Genomic DNA, 19,098 nt, shown 5'->3' with positions numbered 1-19,098 from the left:
TCAGAAGCCCATCCGCGTCTGCATCAGGTGGAAGCCCGCAAGCATCAGCTCGCCGAAGCGCTCCGGCAGGCCGGGCAGCGTGAACATCAGCAGCACAAACCCGATCAGGATCATCATCGGGAACCCGACCGCAAAGATGTTCAACTGCGGCGAGGCACGGGTGATCACCCCCATGGAGATATTCACCAGCAGCAGCGAGGCCACCGCGGGAAGCGCCACCAGGATGGCCCCCACGAACATGGTGGAGCCGAACGCGACCAGGGCGTAGAAGGCCTCCGCACTCAGCCCCGACGGAGCCACCGGCATGGTCTCGAAGCTGGTCAGCAGCAACTCCAGGGCAATCAAGTGGCCATTCATTGCCAGAAACAGCAGGGTGGAGAAGATCACGAAGATGGTGGAGACCACTGGCACCTGCACGCCCTGGGCCGGGTCCACGATGGACGCGAAACCCAGCCCCATACCCAGGGCGATCACCTCGCCCGCCTGAGTCAGCGCGGAAAACACCATCTGCAGGATAAAGCCCATGAACACGCCAATGGCGACCTGGTGCAGGGTCACCAGCACGCCTTCCAGGCTCAGCGGATCGACGTCCGGGAGCACCGGGCCCTGCAGGGCCACGAAGATCGCCAGCAGCAACGCGAGCCCGATCCGAACGCGCACATTCACGGTGTCGGCGCCGAAGATCGGCATCGCGACCAGCATGGCGCCGATGCGCGCGAACGGCCACAGGACCGCTCCCACCCACAGCACCAGTTGCTCGGCCGCCAGCGTCATGGGCTCAGCCCACCATCCCCGGCGCGCCCTCGTAGAGCCGCTCGGTAAAGTCGATCAACAGGGCGAGCATCCAGTGCCCGCTCAGCAGCAGCGCCGCAAACATCGCCAGCAGCTTCGGGATGAAGGACAGGGTCATCTCCTGCACCTGGGTAGCGGCCTGCAGCATGCCGATCGCGAGCCCGACGGCCAGCGCGGTCAGCAGCGGCGGGGCCGCCAGCAGCGTCACCACCATCAGGGTCTCCTGTCCCAGATCCACAACCAGTTCGGGTGTCATGTCGGGCTCCTATACGAAGAAACTGGTGGCCAGGGTGTTCACCAGCAGCGCCCAGCCGTCCACCAGGACGAACAGCATCACCTTGAAGGGCAGCGAAATGATCAACGGCGACAGCATCACCATCCCCATCGACATCAGCACCGACGCCACCACCAGGTCGATAATCAGGAACGGGATCAGGATCAGGAATCCGATCTGGAAGGCCGTCTTCAGCTCGGAGGTCACGAATGCCGGCACCAGCAGGCTCAGCGGCACGTCGTCCGCATCCTCGAACCCGTCGATGCCGTTGATCTCCGCAAACATGGCCAGATCGCTCTCGCGGGTATGCGCCAGCATGAAATCGCGCAGGGGCTGCACGCCGGCCGCCAGCACCTCCTCGGTGCCCATCTCCTCGTTCAGGTAGGGCACCACGGCGGTATCGTGGATCTCCTCGAACACCGGCGCCATCACGAACAGGGTCAGGAAGAACGCCAGGCCGATCAGGATCTGGTTGGACGGCGTCTGGGTCGTCCCCAGGCCCTGGCGCAGGATCGCCAGTACCACCAGGATGCGGGTAAAGGCGGTCATCATGATCAGGATCGACGGCAACAGGGTCAGCAGCGTCATCAGCAGGATGATCTGCAGCGTTACCGAGTAGGTCTCGCCACCGTCACCATTGGTGGTGACCGTCAGCGCCTCGATGCCCTGGCCCATCTGAGCACCGGCCAATCCGGGCAGCGCCAGCAGGGCCAGGCCCAGCAAAAGGCGCAGCATCCGGGTGTTCATGACGTGCCCCGCTGCTCGGCGTTCATACCCCGGCTCACTGCGCGTTTCAGCGCGCCGGAGAAATCCGCCTCGCCACCGGCGGGCGCCTGGACCGGGGTGTTCATGGTGTGCAGCGTGCGCAGGCCCGAAGGCGCCACCCCCACCAGCACCTGTTCGTCGCCGACCTGAACCAGTACCAGGCGTTCGCGCGTCCCCACCGAACGCGCCGCGACGATCTCGATCACCTGCGAGCCGCGATTCAGCCCGCCCTGGGTGCGGCGCAGCACCCAGCCCAGGATCACGATGGCGCCGATCACGAGCACCAGCCCTCCGATCAACTGCGCAAGATACCCGGCCGCGCCCACGCCACTGCCCTCGGCCTGGGCCGCCAGCGGCCAGAGCGGCCCGGCAGTCGCCATCCACACTACGGCCAGATTGCGTACGCTACGTGGATCCATAGTCATTCCAACCCGGGCTATTTCAGCTTGCGGATGCGCTCACTGGGGCTAATCACGTCGGTCAGACGGATCCCGAACTTCTCGTTGACCACGACCACCTCCCCGTGCGCAATCAGCGTGCCGTTCACCAGCACATCCAGCGGCTCGCCGGCCAGACGGTCGAGTTCCACCACCGAGCCCTGGTTGAGCTGGAGCAGGTTGCGAATCGGGATGCGCGTGCGACCGATCTCCATGGAGATGGTCACCGGCACATCCAGGACCATATCCAGATTCATTTCCTCGCCATCGCCGTGGACAACACCCGAGAGCTGTTCCGGCTGCAGGGTCTCGGCGCCCGGATCGGGTTTGTGCTTGCGTTCACGCTTGCCCGCCGCCGCGGCGGCGCCGGAGCCGCCATCCGGCTCCGCGTCCTCCTGCTGATCGGGGTCCGCCGTCTCCGCGGTATCTTCGTCCTTCTGTTCGGCCAGCGCGGCGGCCCATTCATCCGCAAGCGCCTGATCGTCGGCGCCACCTTCGGGGGCCGCGTCCGCCGGTTCCTGCCCGATGGAGACATCCTCCGGAATCGGGCCTTCCTGTTTCGGATCGTCGGTGTCTGCCATGATGCCGCCCTCTATCGTTTAAACGTGCGTTCCAGCACCTGGAACGCATTCATGCCATTGGATACGCCGAACTTCCCGCGAAACATCGGGATGTCCTCGACATGCAGGACGATCTTCTCGGGGAGGTCCACCGGGATGATGTCGCCCGGCTGGATGTCCAGAAGTTCACGCACGGTGAGCTCGGCCTCGGTGAGGACGGAGCTGATCTCGACCTCGGCACTCTGGATCTCCTGTTGCAGCGCATTCATCCAGCGCTGATCCACGTCGGAACGATCCGACTGGATGCCGGTATCCAGTTGTTCACGGATCGGCTCGATCATCGAGTACGGCATGGTCACGTGCAGGTTGCCGCCACCACCGTCCAGCTCGATGTGAAATTCGCTGATGACCACAATCTCGGTGGGCGAGACGATGTTCGCGAACTGCGGATTGACCTCGGAGTTCAGGAACTCGAACCGCAGCTCCATCACCGGCTCCCAGGCCTTTTGCATGTCCTCGAAGGCGCCCTCGAGAACCCCGTGGACCACCTTCATCTCCATTGGCGTGAAATCGCGACCCTCGATGCGGGTGTAGTAGCGCCCGTCCCCACCGAAGAAGTTATCCACCAAGATGAACACCAGCTTGGGATCGAACACGAACAGGCCCGTGCCATGTAGCGGATGCGCGCGCACCAGGTTCAGGCTGGTCGGCACGAACAGCGAATGCATGTATTCGGAAAACTTGGCGATGCGGGTACCGGCCACCGAGATATCGGCAGAACGGCGCAGCAGGTTGAACAGTCGAACGCGCAGCTGGCGTGCAAAACGCTCGTTGATCATCTCCAGCGTGGGCATGCGCCCGCGTACGATCCGGTCCTGCGTGGCAAAGTTGAAGTCGCGTGCCTCGCCATCACTCGGATAGGGGTCTTCGGTCTCGACCTCGCCCTCGTCCACGCCGTGCAGCAGGGCATCGATCTCGTCCTGGCTGAGGATATCCGTCTGCGCCATGACCGGCCCCTACTGCATGACCAGTTCATTGAACAGGACGGCCTCGACCGCCTGCGGGGCATTGCGCGAAGCCAGGATCCCGCGCACCGTATCGCGCAATTCTTCTGCCAGCGCCTCCTTGCCGGCCCGCGTGTTCAGATCCTCGTAGCGCTGTTCGCCGAGGACGCCGAGCATGTCATTGCGAATCGCCGGCATGTAGCGTTCGATGGCCGCGCTCACGGCCGGGTCGTGCGTGACCAGGCTCAGCTCGGTGCGCAGGTACCGAATTCGTCCCGGGGCTTCGATGTTCACCGTCATCGGCTCCAGACTCAGGTACAGTCGCTGCGGAGGACCGGGTTCTGCCTGCTCGGTGTCTGTCTCGTCGCCCATCAGCAGGAACCAGGCCGCCGCCCCGCCACCGGCCACCAGGATGACCGCCACCAGCAACAGAATGATCAGCCTGGCCTTGCCACCCTTCTTCCCGGCGGCGTCATCGCCGCCCAGATTGACTTCCTTCTCCGCCATGTCGCACCCACTCTCCGCTGAACCCGGGATTCGCCCTTTCCCGGGAACTTAGCAAGGCAGATGCCAAATGGATTTTTAGTCGCAGTTTTAGTGGGTTGCGTTGATTCTGACGCATTCCGAATGCACAACCGAGCGACCCGCAAAGGCAGGAACGTCAAGAATTAGCCAGCCGCACCGGCCAGGAGACGGATTCTTGGCGCCGAGTCGAAAGCGGAAAGCCCGGGCGAACGCGCCAGCCCGCGGCCGGGTTGGCGTCAATGTGCCGGCCCAGCCACTATGCGCCGTGCCGACCAGGCAGCGACCGGATCAGGCAAACAGATCAAGACGTCGATTCAACTGCGACAAGGTGCTCCCGTCATGTCCCTCGTCACCGGCTGCGTCATCCGCGCCAGCGCCGGAGTCCCACGCAGTCTCATCCGCGTCCTCCCGCTGTTCTTCGGCGGCGTGATCGGAGACGGTCGCATCTGCCAGCTGCAGTCCGCTTTCCGCCAGGCTGTCGCGCAGCCGCGGCAGCGCCGCCTCCAGCACCTCGCGGGTCACGGGACTGGCACTGATGAACTGAATACTGGTGCGATCGCCCTCTACCAGCACGCGCACATCCAGGCTGCCCAGCTGTGGCGGGTGTAATTTGAGCTCCGTACGCCCGCCCTGGGCCTGGGCAAGCATGCGGACCTGGTCGGCCAGTTCACGGGCGCCGTTCGGCTGCTGCAAGAGGCGCGTCAGGTCCAGCCGCGGCAGGCCCCGCGCCGAGTCCCCGGGCTCGGCCGGGACTACCGCGGCCGGGACTACCGCGCTCAGCACGTCCGCGCGCCCGCGCCGCCCCTCGTCACCCCCCTGCTGCATCCACTGAGCGAGGACCTCCCCAAGGTGCTCCCGCGCCCCTCCCGGCATGCCCGCCACGTCCAGCTTCACGGAGGCTACACCCTCGCGGCCACCCGGGACCTGGCTGGCGTCCAGGAACAGGCGCATCAGGGCCGCCGGCAGCGGTTTCACCGGGGCCGGGCTGGATGTGCCAACGGCAGGTTCGTCACGACCGGCGGCACGCGGCGCACCCTCGCCGCCCGCCGCCATCAGGGCGGCCAGCGGCAAGGGCTTGCCCTGCGCATGTTCGCCAGCGGCCAGCGCGTGCCCGTCCAGCAACTCCTGCAGGCGGCTCAGCATGGCCACCAGGTCCAGCCCGTCCAGTTCGTCGGCGGACACGCCCAGCTCCGCCAGCAAGGCCTCCATCCGTGGCTCCAGCACGGAACGAAAACTGCCGTCCGCCTCGAGCTCCAGCATTTGCAGGCCCTCCAGATCCTGAGCCGTGCCATTGCCGCCGAGTAATTGCAGCAGCGGTAACATGCCCTGACCGGTGTTCTGTGTCGCGATCATGTCCGGATCCTCTGTCTACCGGGGGTTGTCCGATGCCCTTGCCCTATGCAGTCCATTCAAGAACCCTGCCACACCGGGCCATCCCCGCGTGCGTACGCCTGACGCGTCGCCCACATGTCCTGCTCCACCTGTTGCCGCCGGGTATCCTGCTGCCGGGCCTCGGCCCGGCGCCGTTCCAGCAGTTTTTCCAGCGACAGACAGTTGCGGTGGCGTTCCAGCCATTCCTGGCGCGCGGACTCCACCTGTGACTCCGCCGCCTGCAGGCGCAGGTCCTGCTGATCCAGCGCCGAACGCAACTGATCCCGCATCCCGGCCAGCCATTTCAGGGCGTTGGCGTCGTCCGGCAGGGTCGTGTGCAGGTAGTCCTGCTGGTAGGTCTCCAGCCGCTGGCGCTGATCCGCGATGATGTCCAGCTGCTGCAGCCGCTCCCCGAGCTGGCGCGTCGCCTCGCTCTCCTCGATCCGCCGCAGTCGCAGCAGGCGTTCCAGGCGCCCGGGGTTCATCCCTTGCCCCCGACCAGCGCCAGCAGGTCGCTGCGCGCCTGGTCAAAACTGACCGCCTCGGTGCGACCCTGCGCCAGATAGGCCTCCAGCCGCTCGTGCATGGCGACTGCCTCGTCGAGATGCGGATCGGCCCCCTTGCGATAGGCTCCGACCGCGATCAAGTCGCGGTTGCGCATGTAGGTCGCCGACAGGTCGCGGAAGCGGCGCGCAGCACGCTCGTGTTCCGGCGCGATGAGAGCCGACATCACACGCGAGACCGAGGCACCCACGTCGATCGCGGGATAGCGCCCGGTTTCCGCAACCTCGCGCGAGAGCACGACGTGACCATCCAGAATGGCACGTGCGGCGTCCACGATCGGGTCATTCTGGTCATCGCCTTCAGCGAGCACGGTATAGAAGGCGGTAATCGACCCGCCTCCGGTATCGGCATTGCCCGCTCGCTCCACCAGCTGCGGCAGGCGCGCAAACACCGAGGCCGCATAGCCCTTGGATGCCGGAGGCTCGCCAATCGCCATGGCAATCTCGCGGGCGCCCTGGGCGAATCGGGTCAGGGAGTCCATCAGCAGCAGGACATGCAGACCCTGATCGCGAAAATGCTCGGCCACCGCGGTCGCGACCCAGGCCCCGTGCTGGCGCAGCAGTGGCGACTGGTCCGCCGGCACCGCCACCACGACGGTGCGCGTTCGCGACTCCTCGTCCAGGATTTCGTGAATGAATTCGTTGACCTCCCGGCCCCGTTCGCCGATCAGTCCAACAACAATCACATCGGCCGTGGTGTTGCGCGTCATCATGCCCAGCAGGACGCTCTTGCCCACCCCGGAACCGGCAAACAGGCCCAGGCGCTGGCCACGTCCGACCGAAAGCAGCCCGTTGATGGCCCGAATGCCGACATCCAGGGGCTCACGCACCGGCGCCCGCTGCAGCGGGTTGATCGGGCGCCCGGCCAGGGGACCGAATACATGCGTCCGGATCGGGCCCTTGCCATCCAGCGCCTGACCATTGGCGTCGATCACCCGACCCAGAAGGCCTTCGCCGACCGGGATCTGACGCTGGTTGTCCAGGGGTTCGATACGGGCTCCGGGGGTGAGTCCTGCCGCCAGCTCTTCCGGCATCAGAAAGGTGCGATCGCTCTGGAACCCCACCACCTCGGCCGCCACCGGGGGGCCGGTCTCGCCATGAATCAACGCCCGCGCACCGATCGGCAGGCGCAGGCCCTCGGCCTCCAGGGTCAGTCCCGTAAGCCGCGACAGATGCCCCTCCGATTGCGGCGGATTGACCCGTTCGACCCGACCGCGCGACTGCTGCAGGCGGTCCAGAAGGCCACGGCTCAGGCGTTCCCGGCCCTTGCGCCGCACCTCTTCTTCGATCGACCGGCTCATGGCGCCTCCTGGTCGGGGCCATTCGCATCTGCATCAGGCGCATCGCCCGGGGTCGCGGCGGACTTGGACTCGGCATCGGGATACTCGCCATCCCAAAGGGCCTCTACCGCCTGCTGCAGGCGCCGTTCCAGACTGGCGTCCACACTCGCGGCCCCCGCCTCCACCCGGCAACCGCCGCGCGCCAGCCCCGAATCCGGCACCCAGCTAATCTCGGCCTGCGCAGTTGCGCCGTATTCCTGCACCAGAGCCTGATCGTCCGGATGCAGGTAGACGCGAACGGCCTGGTTGCGTCCGGGCAACTGGTCCAGGGCATCCTTCAGGACGCCCTCGATCCGTTCCGGCCGGGTCTGCAGTTCGTCCTGAATAACCTTGCGCGCCAGCGCCGTCACCAGCGCCAGCAGCTCCGGCTCCAGGGCATCGGCGGCCGCGGCCAGCGGATCCACCAGCCCGCCGGCGACGGCCTCCAGCGCGGCCACGGTTTCCCGCAGCTTTTTTTCCTCGCGTGCCAGCGTTGCCTTCTCGGCCTCCTTCCGACCAAGCTCATGACCCTCGGCATACCCGGCCTCGAAACCGTTCTTGCGGGCCTCTTCCTCGATCGCCTCGATCTCGGCCGCCGTGGGCAGGCGCCGCGGTGGCTGCACGCCTGCGGAGCCGATCTCCGGGGGTTCCCAGAGCGACGCCGAGGCGTCCGTGTACGGCTTGGCCGCGGGCGCGTCGGTCACAGCATCGCCTCGCCGCCGCCACCACCGAGCACGATATCGCCGCTCTCCGCCAGCCGGCGCGCCACGGTGAGGATCTCTTTCTGGGCGGACTCGACCTCACTGACGCGAACCGGGCCCTTCGCCTCCAGGTCCTCGCGCAGCATCTCGCCGGCGCGCTTGGACATGTTCCGGAAGATCTTGTCCTTGAGGTCGTCATCGGCACCCTTCATGGCCAGCACCAGCGACTCCGTCTGGATCTCCCGCAACAGGGTCTGGATACCGCGGTCGTCAATCTCGGCCAGGTTCTCGAAGACGAACATCTCATCCTCGATGCGTGCTCCCAGATCAGCGTCGGATTCCTTGATCACCTCCATGATCTCGGCCTCGCGCGAGCCCTCCATCAGGTTCATGATGTCAGCCGCGGAGCGCACCCCGCCCAGCATCGAGGTCGTGCTGGAGGCATTGCCGGACAACTGCCGGTCGAGGATCTCGTCCAGCTCCTGCAGGGCCTGAGGCTGGACCCCGTCCATCGTCGCGATGCGCATCAGGATGTCCGACTGCACGCGCGAAGGTAGATACTGCAGCGTATCCGCGGACTGATCGGCATCCAGGTGGGACAGCACAATGGCCACGATCTGTGGATGTTCGTTGCGCATCATGTCCGCGATGGCTCGCGGGTCCAGCCACTTGAGCGCCTCGATCCCCTTGGAATTGCGCCCCAGCAGGATACGGTCGATCAGGCCGGAGGCCTTGTCGCCAAGGGCGTTCTGCATCACGCTGCGCACGTATTCGTCGGCACCCAGGCCCAGGGCCGTCTGCTCCTGCACCTGGCTTGAGAAGTCCTGCAGCGCGGCATTCACGTCACTGCGCGAGATCCGCTCCATCGAGGCCATCGCGGTGCCGATCTTCTGCACCTCCTTCGGCCCCATGTGGCGCATGACCTCTGCCGCGGCCTCCTCGCCCAGGCTCATCATGAACACCGCAGCGCGCTCGGCGCCTTCCAGTTTGGAGTTCTTTTCAGCGGCCATCTTCACCCAACCACGTTTTCATGACCTGGGCCACGCGCTTCGGATCTTCGCGGACCATCTCGCGCACCGCCTCCAGATCCATTTCCTGCTGGTCCGGCCCCTTCGGACCGGTCAGGGAGGGCACGGCCGAAGCCTCCGTAGGGGCCGATGCGGCCGCCCCCGCCCCGGCACCGCCGGATGCGTCCGTCAACGCCTCGCGTTCTTCGTCGTGCCCGGGCGGTGGTTCCGGACGCTGCAACAGCTGTTTCATGGCCGGGCGCACCACGGTCAGCAGGATCACCAGCGCCAGCAGCAGGGCGGCAACAATTTTGACCAGCTCCAGGAACCAGGATTGCTCCCACAACGCAATTTCCTCGGTCACAACCTCCTCAACCGGAGCCTCGAACGGGGCGGTCACCACGTTGATCGTATCCCCGCGAGCGGCATCAAAACCCACCGCCTCGCGCACCAGCGACTCGATCCGGTCCAGCTCCTCGGCATCACGTGCCACCTGTACCGACTCGCCGTCTTCGTTCACATCCTGACGGAAATCCACCACCACCGCGGTCGATACCCGCTGTACCCCGCCCGGCATTTCACGAATGTGGTTGATGCGACGATCCACTTCAAAATTGCGGGTCACGCTGCTGCTGCGGCTGCCGGACTGTCGCACTCCATTTTCGTTGTCGGCTTCGGCCTCACCGACCACACCACCCGCCGGCGGCTGGTTCGTCAGCGCCCCCGGCACCCCCCCGGCGCCGGCGTCGGGACCGGTTCGCTCCTCGTCGCGCGTCTGCTCGGACCGCAGCGCAATGGTCTCCGGGTCGTACAGCTCTTCGGTCCGTTCCACCTGCGAAAAGTCGATATCGGCATTCACCTGCACCCGAACGCGGTCACGCCCGACAATCGGGATCAGCAAGTCCTGAACACGCTCGGTGTAGCGCTGCTCTACATCCCGGGTAAAGCCCAGGCGATCACTGCTGCCGCCCATGCCGACCTCGGCGCCATCCTGCGTCAGCAGACGTCCGCGCTGATCCACCACGGTCACCTGCTCCGGATCCAGATCCGAGGTACTGGAGGCCACCAGGTGCACGATCGCCCCCACCTGCGCCTCGCTCAGCGAGCGCCCGCCGCGCAGGTGCACCACCACCGAGGCGCTGGCCGGGCGCCGATCACGCACAAATACGGATTGTTCACCCTCGGCGATGTGCACACGTGCCCGATCCACCGCATCCAGAGAGGCGACGGTACGCGCCAGTTCGCCTTCCATCGCCCGGTGGCGGCGCGCGCCCTCGATCATGCGGCTGGTGCCCAGGCCAGTATCCTCCTGCAGCAACTCGAACCCCAGATCCCCGGAGCGCGGCAGACCCTCGCTGGCCAGTTGCAGGCGCGCACTGGCCACATCCCCCTGCGGCACCTTGACCTGACCCGTCGTGGAATCCACCTGATACTGGATCCCGGCCTGCGACAGGACCTGGACCACCTCGGCCGCGTCCTCGGCCTCCATGCGCGGGAACAGCGGCACATAGGTCGGCCGCATCGACCAGTACAACAGGGCCACGACCACCACGATGGCGCCGGCGGCCATGCCCATCAGGGCAAGCTGGCGCCCGGCCGGCATCCCGTTGAATTCCTTGATGCCGCTGCTCACCACCGCCGGCAGGGACTGTGCATTTTCGGCCATTATCCGCCCTCTCCTTCAGCTCGAGCGCCGATCAGACCTGCATCCGCATGATTTCCTGATACGCATTCAACAGCCGATTGCGTACCTGGTTCGTGGCCTCGAAGGCGATACTGGACTTGTTCATTGCGGTCATCACCTGCGGCAGACTCACGTTCTCGTCGCCCAGCTCGAATCGTGTCTGCAGGGCCGTTGCCTCCTGCTGTACCTGATTCACACCCCGCAGCGACTCGGTCAGCACATTCTGGAAGTCGACCCCGCCTGCCCGCTGCGGCTCGCGCGCGGGCTGGGCTGGCTGCGTATTCTGCACACCGCTGGTCTGGCTCAGCTGGCGCATCTGCTGCAGCACGTTCTGGATCTGCATCTCGCTCATGTTCTTACCCTCTCGCCGACCCCACACCGGTCACTGCCCGGCTTACGACCTGTCTTGGAACCGAAACCCTGAATGTCGCAGGCGGTCCGATCCGACTGCCCAAGGAACGCAATGCAAGGTACATGCCATAAACAACTCTACCCCGAGGCCGGAACCGTGAAGCCATGTTCGCGCAAGCGTGCGATCTTGTAGCGCAACGTTCTGGGGCTGATTCCCAGTCGATCCGCAGCCTCCTTGCGGCGCCCACCGGACTCGCGCAGCACGTTCAGGATGACCCGACTCTCCTGGGTCTGCAGGGTCTGCTCGAGCAAAGGTGTCGGGTTCTCGTCAATCCTCCCTGTCGCGTCTGACGGTTTCGTGTCCCCGACCGCGGTTGTCCATGGCCCCAGCATGTCAGCATCCAGCCATACCGACTCCGCAGTCACCACCGACCCGGCATCACCCTCGTGCAGCGTGATCGCACGTTCCATCACATTCGCCAGCTCGCGGACGTTACCGGGCCAGTCATGGGCCTCCAGGCGACGCCGGGCCCCTTCGTCGAGTGCTTGCAGGCGATCGCGGCTCAAACCGCGCAGCAGCGCCTGCGCGAGCGGCACAATGTCCTCGACGCGTTCGCGCAGCGGCGGGATGCAAAGGGGGAACACATTCAGGCGGTAGTACAGGTCCTCGCGCAACACGCCATCGGCCACCGCCGCCTGCAGATCACGGTTGGACGTCGCGATCACCCGCACGTCGACCCGCTCGGCCTTGCGCCCGCCCAGCGGTTCCACTTCGCGCTCCTGTAACGCGCGCAGCAGCTTGGCCTGCAGATGGACCGGGATCTCGGTCACCTCGTCCAGCAGCAGCGTGCCGCGGTGGGCGCGCTGAAACTTGCCCGGCCGGGCCTCCAATGCACCGGTAAACGCACCCTTGGCGTGGCCGAACAGCATCGCCTCCAGCATCGCCTCCGGTAGCGCCGCACAGTTGATCGCCTCGAACGGACCCCGACTGCGCGGCGAACGCGCATGCAGCTGGCGCGCCAGAACCTCCTTGCCCACACCCGACTCCCCGGTCACGAAGACCGTCCCGTCACTGCGCGCAATCCGCGTCACGAAGCGGTCCAGCGCCTGCATCGCCGCGCTGCACGCAACCATGGTCGGTGCCTCGAAACCGTCTTCGGAACACAACAGCGGGCGCAGCCAGCGGGCCAGGCCTGCGGCCATCTCCGGCAAGGCGAAATGCGCCTCGGCACCGGCGCGCATCGCGGCCAGTTCACGCTCGTGGCTGGGTTCGCGACTGACCGCGGCCACCGCCGGCTCGCCGCGCGCGGACACAGGCGCGGTCCAGGTATCGAGATCCTCCACCTCGCCCAGCAGGATCGCGGCGGGTGACCCCGCCTCGAGCTCTTCTGCGACTTGAGCCACCATCGCACAGGTCTGCAGACGTACCCGCGGGATGGTCGCCAGCACCCGTACGACGGCCTCGCGCAGGTTCGGGTCGGAATTGACCAGCAGGATTGTCGCGCGCGCCATGGATGTCTTCCGAAAGAATCTCGGAAGGGATTCAGCAAGATATACGCCAAATTCTCAAGATGCGGATTTTACGAGAATTATTGGCGAAAAAACCGCGAACCCGTCGAACTTCCGACGCCCTCATCCGGCCATTCCGGGCGCTGCCGTGACGGGATTCCGTCCTTACGGGAACCGCCGATCCGTCAGTGTTTCCCCAGCCCGAACTTGCGCATCCGTTCGACCAGCGTCGTCCGCCGCATACCCAGCCGCCGGGCCGCCCGTGCCACCACCTGCCCGGTTTCCTCCAGCGCCCGCACAATCATGTCGCGCTCGAGATCGTTGAGAAAACTGCGCAGGTCGACCCCCTCCGGGGGCAGCCCGCCCACAAGCGCAAGATCCGCCGCCGCGGTACCGGCCCCGGCCTCCTGCGCCTCCGCGGGTGGCAGGCCAAGGGCCTCGATGCCGTCCGGTCGCACCCGCGCCGGGAGTTGCGGCAGATCCACCGGCAGATCCGGATACATAATGGCCAGCTGTTCCAGCAGATTGGCCAGTTCGCGGATATTGCCGGGCCATTCCAGTTGCGCCAGATGGGCCACCACGGCCGGGGTCAGATGGGCCGGGGTCATGCCCTGCTCGCGCAAGCGCTCCTCCAGCGCCGCAATCAGCTGTGGCAGGTCGCTGCTGCGCTCGCGCAACGGCGGCAGTTCGATGGGAAAGACACTCAAGCGGAAATACAGATCCTGACGGAAACTGCCATCCGCCACGGCCGCATCCAGATCGCGGTGGGTGGCGGCAATAATCCGCGCCTGCGCCGGAATGGGCTTGCTGGAGCCTACGCGTTCGAACACCCGCTCCTGCAGCACCCGCAGGAGCTTGACCTGCATGGGCAGCGGCATGTCGCCGATCTCGTCCAGGAACAACGTGCCGTCCCCGGCCAGTTCGAAACGCCCGGCGCGGGCGGTAAAGGCCCCGGTGAAGGCCCCCTTCTCATGACCAAACAACTCGCTCTCCAGCAAGTCACCGGGAATTGCACCGCAGTTCACCGCGACGAAGGGTTTGTCCGCACGCTCCGAGGCATGATGAATCGCACGGGCGACGAGTTCCTTGCCCGACCCGGTCTCGCCCAGGATCAGCGCGGTGGCATCCGTTCGCGCAACCTGCTCCACCAGGCGCTTGACGGCCTGCATCGTCGAGTGCGACCCGACCAGGCCCGACGCGTCATCATCCCCCGACTCGCGACCGAAACGCAGCCACTGCAGCACCTGCGAAAGGCGGGCGATTGTCAACGGATGCTCAACCACGCAATCCACACCCTCCGCCCGGACCGCCCCCCCGTCGGTCGGCCGCACCACCACCGCGGCCGACTCCACGGGTGCCTCCTGCAGGCGTGCATCCAGCTCTGCGGCCGCACCACAGAGCCAGATCGCCGCAGGCGCAGCCACGGTCAGATCAGCGGGATTCGTGTATGTCTCCGCGGCGCAGCCCATACAGTTGAGGATCGCCTGTGTAGTCTGCGTCACGCTGGCGTCTCCGCTCAGCGCTATGCGCAGGGCAGGCGCGTCTGCATCCAGATCCGACATACCGCTGTGCCTCGATGGCCGTGACCGCTGCGGGCGCCCGGGATCGTCGCCGCATCCGGTTCTGTGATCGAGTTCTCAGTATCCGGCCTGACTGCGATTGGCGTCAACTTTCTGGCGTTTCTCCGCCACCTCACGCCGATGCAGACGAAAGATCCAGCGCCCGATCGCCTCCTCCAGTGGACCCTCGATCCCGGTCCAGCGCGTGAATTGCTGCGTTCCGCGAGTCGTCGGCGTCTCGACACCCAGCACACAGGGCTGGGGCAGCAACCGACTGAGATAGACCTCCACGCGGTCACAATCCTCGGGCAGCGTGCCCGCTGGCAGCACAAGCCCGCAGGTGCTGAGGGTGACAGCGACAGGATCGGGGCGCTCGGGATGCAGCGACTCGGCGACCAGATGCAGCAACAGATCCAGCTTGTGCTCCAGCCGCTGGATCTCGGGTGCCACTTCATCCTCGTGCGCCGAGGGTCCGCGCGACTGGGAATCGTCGAACAGATCCAGTCTCTCGATCAGACGCTGCGCCAGAACCGGGTCGGTCAGCGGGCGCCGCGAGGGACCGATCATCAGCGGACAGGAGACCCGGAGCTCCTCCCCGAGGAATTCGTTCTCACTGGTCTGGTCCATGCGCTCCCTCCGGCCGCGGCCACCGCCTTCTTGCCAAACCCCCCGGCTGTTCTCAGTTGACGAACACCCGGGCATTGCGGAACAACCGCAACCACGGCCCGTCCTCGCCCCAGTCCTCGGGGTACCAGCTATGCTGGACCGTGCGGAACACCCGCTCCGGGTGCGGCATCATGATAAGCGCACGGCCATCCTGACTGCAGAACCCGGTGGCACCGCCGGGCGAACCGTTGGGGTTGGCCGGATACCGCGTGGCCGGGGCATCATCGGCCTCCACATAGCGCAACGCGGCCTGGTCATGCAGCGGCGCCTCGTCCGGGTAGTGCACGCGGCCCTCCCCGTGCGACACCACGACCGGCAGCACCGACCCGGCCATCCCGTCCAGCAGGGCCGACGGTCCCGGCTCGATGCGCACCTGCGACAGCCGCGCCTCGAACTGTTCCGACCGATTGCGCACGAAGCGGGGCCAGTGCTCGGCCCCCGGGATCAGCGGTGCCAGGTGCGACAGCATCTGGCAGCCATTGCAGACCCCCAGGGTGAAGGTCTCCTCGCGCTCGAAGAAGGCCTGGAACGCATCGCGCAGACTGGCGTGATTCAGGATGGTTTGCGCCCAGCCGCCCCCGGCCCCCAGGACATCGCCATAGGAAAAACCGCCACAGACCGCCATGCCCTGCATCGAACCCAGCTCCTGGCGCCCCTGCAGCAGGTCGGTCATGTGCACATCCACCGGTGCAAAGCCGGCCCGTTCGAAGGCGGCGGCCATCTCCAGTTGCCCGTTGACGCCCTGCTCGCGCAGGATCGCGATCCGCGGCCGGACCCCCCCCGCGATCATGGGCGCGGCCACATCCTCGGCCGGGTCGAAAACAAGCCGCGGCTGCAGACCGCCATCCACATCCACGCGCTCCAGCTCCTCGTCGGCACACTCCGGATCATCACGCAAACGCTGCATCTGCGCCGAGGTCTCCTGCCACTGGCGCTGCAGGTCCGCGCGGTTCGCGCGCAGCAACTCACGGCCACCCTGCTGCACCACGATCGCTTCGTCGTCACGCAGACGCGCCACCGGGTGCAGATGCGCCTCCAGCCCGGCGGCCGCCATCGCGTCGCGCAGGGCGGACTCGGCCCCGGCCGCAACCTGCACCACCGCACCGAGCTCCTCGTTGAACAGCCAGGCCACGGCCGGATGCACTGCGGGCACCTCGATCTCGAGCCCGCAGCGTCCGGCAAAGGCCATCTCCAGCAACGTAGTGAACACGCCCCCATCGGAACGGTCGTGATAGGCCCGCAACAGCCCGTTGCGCCGCAGCGTCGTGATCGCATCAAAGAAGGCCCGCAGACGTCCGGCGTCCACGACATCGGGGACCGTCTCGCCGATGTGTTCATGGCTCTGGGCCAGCGCCGAACCCCCGGTGCGCATCCGGCCTTCGCCCAGATCGATCAGCCACAGGCGCTCATCGGCGGCCGCATCCGGCATCGGCGTAAGGCTTCGCCGCGCATCCGCCACGGGCGCGAACCCGGACACGATCAGCGACACCGGCGCATGCATGTGGCGCGACTGTCCATCGGCGCTCTCCCACACGGTTCGCATCGACAGCGAATCCTTGCCCACCGGGATCGAGATACCCAGCGCCGGACACAGGTCCTCGGCGATGGCGCGCACGGTGTCGAACAGATTGGCGTCCTCGCCCGGTACGCCGGCGGCCGCCATCCAGTTGGCCGACAGACGGATTGCATGGGTACCGTCGATGTCCGCACCCGCGAGGTTAGTCACGACCTCGCCGATCGCCATACGGCCGGAGGCCGGGGCCGACAGGATCGCCAGCGGCGTGCGCTCGCCCATCGCCATGGCTTCGCCGCTGTAGCCATCGAAATCGGTCAGCGTGACCGCGCAGTCCGCTACCGGCACCTGCCACGGGCCCACCATCTGGTCGCGCGCCACCAGGCCGCCCACGCTGCGGTCGCCAATCGTGATCAGGAAGTGCTTGGCCGCCACTGCAGGCATATGCAGGACCCGTTCCAGGGCCTCCGCCAGCGGCGCGCGCTCCGGGTCGAAGGCCGTCACCGGCGCGGGCAGACGCCGGTCCTCACGCGTCATCCGCGGCGTCTTGCCCAGCAGCATGCCCATCGGCATGTCCACCGGCGGCTCGTGGAAGAGGCGATCCTGCACCTGCAGGTGTCGGGCATCGGTGGCCTCGCCAACCACCGCGAAGGGCGCACGTTCGCGCGCGGCCAGAGTGCGGAAGGTCTCCAGGCGATCGGCAGCGATCGCCAGTACATAGCGCTCCTGAGCCTCATTGCACCAGAGCTCCATCGGCGACAGCCCCGGCTCCGCGCTGGGTAGATCGCGCAACTGAATGACCCCGCCGCGCCCCGCGTCGTCGAGGATCTCGGGGATCGCATTGGAAAGCCCGCCCGCCCCGACATCATGAATGGACAGAATGGGGTTGCCATCGCCCAGCGCGGTACAGCGGTCGATCACCTCCTGACAACGCCGCTCCATCTCCGGGTTGCCGCGCTGCACCGAGGCGAAGTCCAGTTGTTCGGAACTGGCGCCACTGGCCATGGACGAGGCCGCCCCGCCGCCCAGACCGATCAACATCGCCGGACCGCCCAGCACCACGATCGGGGTACCCGCCGGGACGTCCTGCTTATGCACATGCTCGCCGCGGATCGACCCGACCCCGCCGGCCAGCATGATCGGCTTGTGATAACCGTACAGCCGCTCGCCTCCGCTCCCGTCCGGCAATGCCATCTCCAGGGTGCGGAAGTAACCGGCCAGCGCGGGGCGACCGAATTCGTTATTGAACGCCGCGGCTCCGATCGGCCCGTCCAGCATGATCTTACGCGCACTTTCGATTCGCCCGGGGCGCCCGAAATCGCGCTCCCAGGGCTGCCTGAAACCGGGAATCTGCAGGTTGGACACCGAAAACCCGGTCAGACCCGCCTTTGGCCTGGACCCCTGGCCGGTGGCGCCTTCGTCCCTGATCTCGCCCCCGGAGCCCGTCGCCGCCCCCGGGAAGGGCGAGATCGCGGTCGGATGATTATGCGTCTCCACCTTCATCAGGATTGGCAGGTCCAGCGCTTCGCGCCGATACTCGCCGGTGATGGCATCCGGCATCAGACGCGTCCCCTGGTGCCCGGCAATCACGGAGGCATTGTCACTGTAGGCCGATAATACGCCCTCCGGGTGGCGCGCGTGGGTCTGGCGGATCATCCCGAACAGGGTGCGTGTGTCCTCCTGACCATCCAGCACCCAGGCGGCATTGAAAATCTTGTGCCGACAGTGTTCCGAATTCGCCTGCGCGAACATCATCAGCTCGGCATCGGTCGGTGCCCGACCCAGAGCCAGGAAGCCCTCCGCGAGGTAGTCGATCTCGTCCGCGGACAGGGCCAGGCCCAGATCGGCATTGGCGCGCTCCAGAGCGCCGCGGGCATCACCTCCCAGGTCCACGCGCGTCAGCGAGCGCGGCGTTTCATCGTGGAACAGCCGCACCGCCGCGGCCGGGTCCTCGAGCACGGCCTCGGTCATGCGATCATGAAAGACCGCAGCCAGCGTCCCGGCATCGGCGGTCCGGGCCGCCTCCCCTCCGATCTGCCAGTGCACCCCGCGCTCGATCCGTTCGACCGCGTCCTCCAGCCCCGCGTGGTGCGCGATCTCGGTGGCCTTGGACGACCACGGGCTGATCGTGCCGAAGCGCGGGGTCACCACCAGCTCGCGACACACCTCGAACCCCGGGCCCGTCCATGCCTCGCCCTCGTTCAGCAGGCGCCCGAGCACGGACTCCTCGTCGGCGCTCAACCGGCGCCGGGTCGCCACGAAATACACAAACCGCGCGGCCAGCGGACCGGCCCCCGGCACCACCGCCCGCAGGCCCGCCTCCATTGCCTGCAGTCTGAACGGCGAGACCGCCGCGCCCCCTTCCACAACCCGCATTGCGCTTCCTCGAAAACCCGACGTGGCAAAAGCCACGCATTGTACCGGACCCACCCGCCGCGCGGGACCTGCCCGGCGCTTCTCGCGGCATGTCGCTGCATGGCCCTGTACTGCGGTGAACG

18 protein-coding genes are annotated in these 19,098 nt (G+C 66.6%); all 18 read right to left on the bottom strand.

All coding sequences use genetic code 11. The features are described 5' to 3' along the window. A complete protein-coding gene (gene fliR, locus G332_RS0106275) occupies positions 1-774 on the bottom strand; it encodes a flagellar biosynthetic protein FliR (protein ID WP_019626150.1) in 774 nt (257 codons plus the stop codon). Positions 775-778: 4 nt separating this feature from the next. After that, entirely contained in the window at positions 779-1,048 is a 270-nt protein-coding gene (gene fliQ, locus G332_RS0106270) for a flagellar biosynthesis protein FliQ (RefSeq protein ID WP_018872511.1), read from the bottom strand. A gap of 9 nt (positions 1,049-1,057) precedes the next feature. After that, positions 1,058-1,813 carry a flagellar type III secretion system pore protein FliP gene (fliP, locus tag G332_RS0106265; RefSeq protein WP_026340662.1) on the bottom strand — a complete coding sequence of 252 codons (756 nt, stop codon included), beginning with the start codon at positions 1,811-1,813 and terminating at the stop codon, positions 1,058-1,060. Continuing rightward, positions 1,810-2,250: a flagellar biosynthetic protein FliO gene (gene fliO / locus G332_RS0106260; RefSeq protein ID WP_026340661.1), complete on the bottom strand. Its 441-nt coding sequence runs from the start codon at positions 2,248-2,250 to the stop codon at positions 1,810-1,812. Before fliO ends, fliP begins: the two co-directional genes overlap by 4 nt. A 17-nt stretch (positions 2,251-2,267) precedes the next feature. Then, positions 2,268-2,849: a flagellar motor switch protein FliN gene (fliN, locus tag G332_RS0106255; RefSeq protein ID WP_019626147.1), complete on the bottom strand. Its 582-nt coding sequence runs from the start codon at positions 2,847-2,849 to the stop codon at positions 2,268-2,270. A gap of 11 nt (positions 2,850-2,860) precedes the next feature. Then, complete coding sequence (fliM, locus tag G332_RS0106250; RefSeq protein ID WP_019626146.1) at positions 2,861-3,835, bottom strand: flagellar motor switch protein FliM; 975 nt, start codon at positions 3,833-3,835, stop codon at positions 2,861-2,863. Positions 3,836-3,844: 9 nt separating this feature from the next. After that, the gene (fliL, locus tag G332_RS0106245) at positions 3,845-4,339 is read right to left on the bottom strand and encodes a flagellar basal body-associated protein FliL (RefSeq protein WP_019626145.1); all 495 of its coding nucleotides are present in this window, start codon (positions 4,337-4,339) and stop codon (positions 3,845-3,847) included. A 306-nt stretch (positions 4,340-4,645) separates the two neighbouring features. Further along, complete coding sequence (locus G332_RS0106240; RefSeq protein WP_019626144.1) at positions 4,646-5,710, bottom strand: flagellar hook-length control protein FliK; 1,065 nt, start codon at positions 5,708-5,710, stop codon at positions 4,646-4,648. 56 nt (positions 5,711-5,766) lie between these two features. Beyond that, entirely contained in the window at positions 5,767-6,213 is a 447-nt protein-coding gene (gene fliJ / locus G332_RS0106235; protein WP_019626143.1) for a flagellar export protein FliJ, read from the bottom strand. After that, the gene (locus G332_RS0106230; RefSeq protein WP_019626142.1) at positions 6,210-7,592 is read right to left on the bottom strand and encodes a FliI/YscN family ATPase; all 1,383 of its coding nucleotides are present in this window, start codon (positions 7,590-7,592) and stop codon (positions 6,210-6,212) included. Before G332_RS0106230 ends, fliJ begins: the two co-directional genes overlap by 4 nt. After that, positions 7,589-8,314: a FliH/SctL family protein gene (locus tag G332_RS0106225; protein ID WP_019626141.1), complete on the bottom strand. Its 726-nt coding sequence runs from the start codon at positions 8,312-8,314 to the stop codon at positions 7,589-7,591. The genes G332_RS0106230 and G332_RS0106225 overlap by 4 nt, the downstream gene beginning before the upstream one ends. After that, complete coding sequence (gene fliG / locus G332_RS0106220; protein WP_019626140.1) at positions 8,311-9,321, bottom strand: flagellar motor switch protein FliG; 1,011 nt, start codon at positions 9,319-9,321, stop codon at positions 8,311-8,313. The genes G332_RS0106225 and fliG overlap by 4 nt, the downstream gene beginning before the upstream one ends. Next, on the bottom strand, positions 9,311-10,984 hold the full coding sequence (gene fliF / locus G332_RS0106215) for a flagellar basal-body MS-ring/collar protein FliF (protein WP_019626139.1): 1,674 nt from the start codon (positions 10,982-10,984) through the stop codon (positions 9,311-9,313). Before fliF ends, fliG begins: the two co-directional genes overlap by 11 nt. A 31-nt stretch (positions 10,985-11,015) precedes the next feature. After that, a complete protein-coding gene (fliE, locus tag G332_RS0106210) occupies positions 11,016-11,354 on the bottom strand; it encodes a flagellar hook-basal body complex protein FliE (RefSeq protein ID WP_026340660.1) in 339 nt (112 codons plus the stop codon). A 137-nt stretch (positions 11,355-11,491) separates the two neighbouring features. Then, a complete protein-coding gene (locus G332_RS0106205; RefSeq protein ID WP_019626137.1) occupies positions 11,492-12,865 on the bottom strand; it encodes a sigma-54-dependent Fis family transcriptional regulator in 1,374 nt (457 codons plus the stop codon). 182 nt (positions 12,866-13,047) lie between these two features. Beyond that, entirely contained in the window at positions 13,048-14,424 is a 1,377-nt protein-coding gene (locus G332_RS0106200; protein ID WP_019626136.1) for a sigma-54-dependent Fis family transcriptional regulator, read from the bottom strand. Positions 14,425-14,499: 75 nt separating this feature from the next. After that, positions 14,500-15,048, bottom strand: a complete 549-nt coding sequence (locus tag G332_RS0106195; protein WP_019626135.1) for a PilZ domain-containing protein — start codon at positions 15,046-15,048, stop codon at positions 14,500-14,502. A gap of 52 nt (positions 15,049-15,100) precedes the next feature. Then, on the bottom strand, positions 15,101-18,976 hold the full coding sequence (gene purL, locus G332_RS0106190) for a phosphoribosylformylglycinamidine synthase (protein WP_019626134.1): 3,876 nt from the start codon (positions 18,974-18,976) through the stop codon (positions 15,101-15,103). Positions 18,977-19,098: the final 122 nt, after the last annotated feature.

The organism is Thioalkalivibrio sp. ALJT, assembly GCF_000381825.1.
Lineage (GTDB): Bacteria > Pseudomonadota > Gammaproteobacteria > Ectothiorhodospirales > Ectothiorhodospiraceae > Thioalkalivibrio.
The sequence above is the reverse complement of the archived record's forward strand: the minus strand, read 5'-3'. Positions and strand labels throughout refer to the sequence as shown.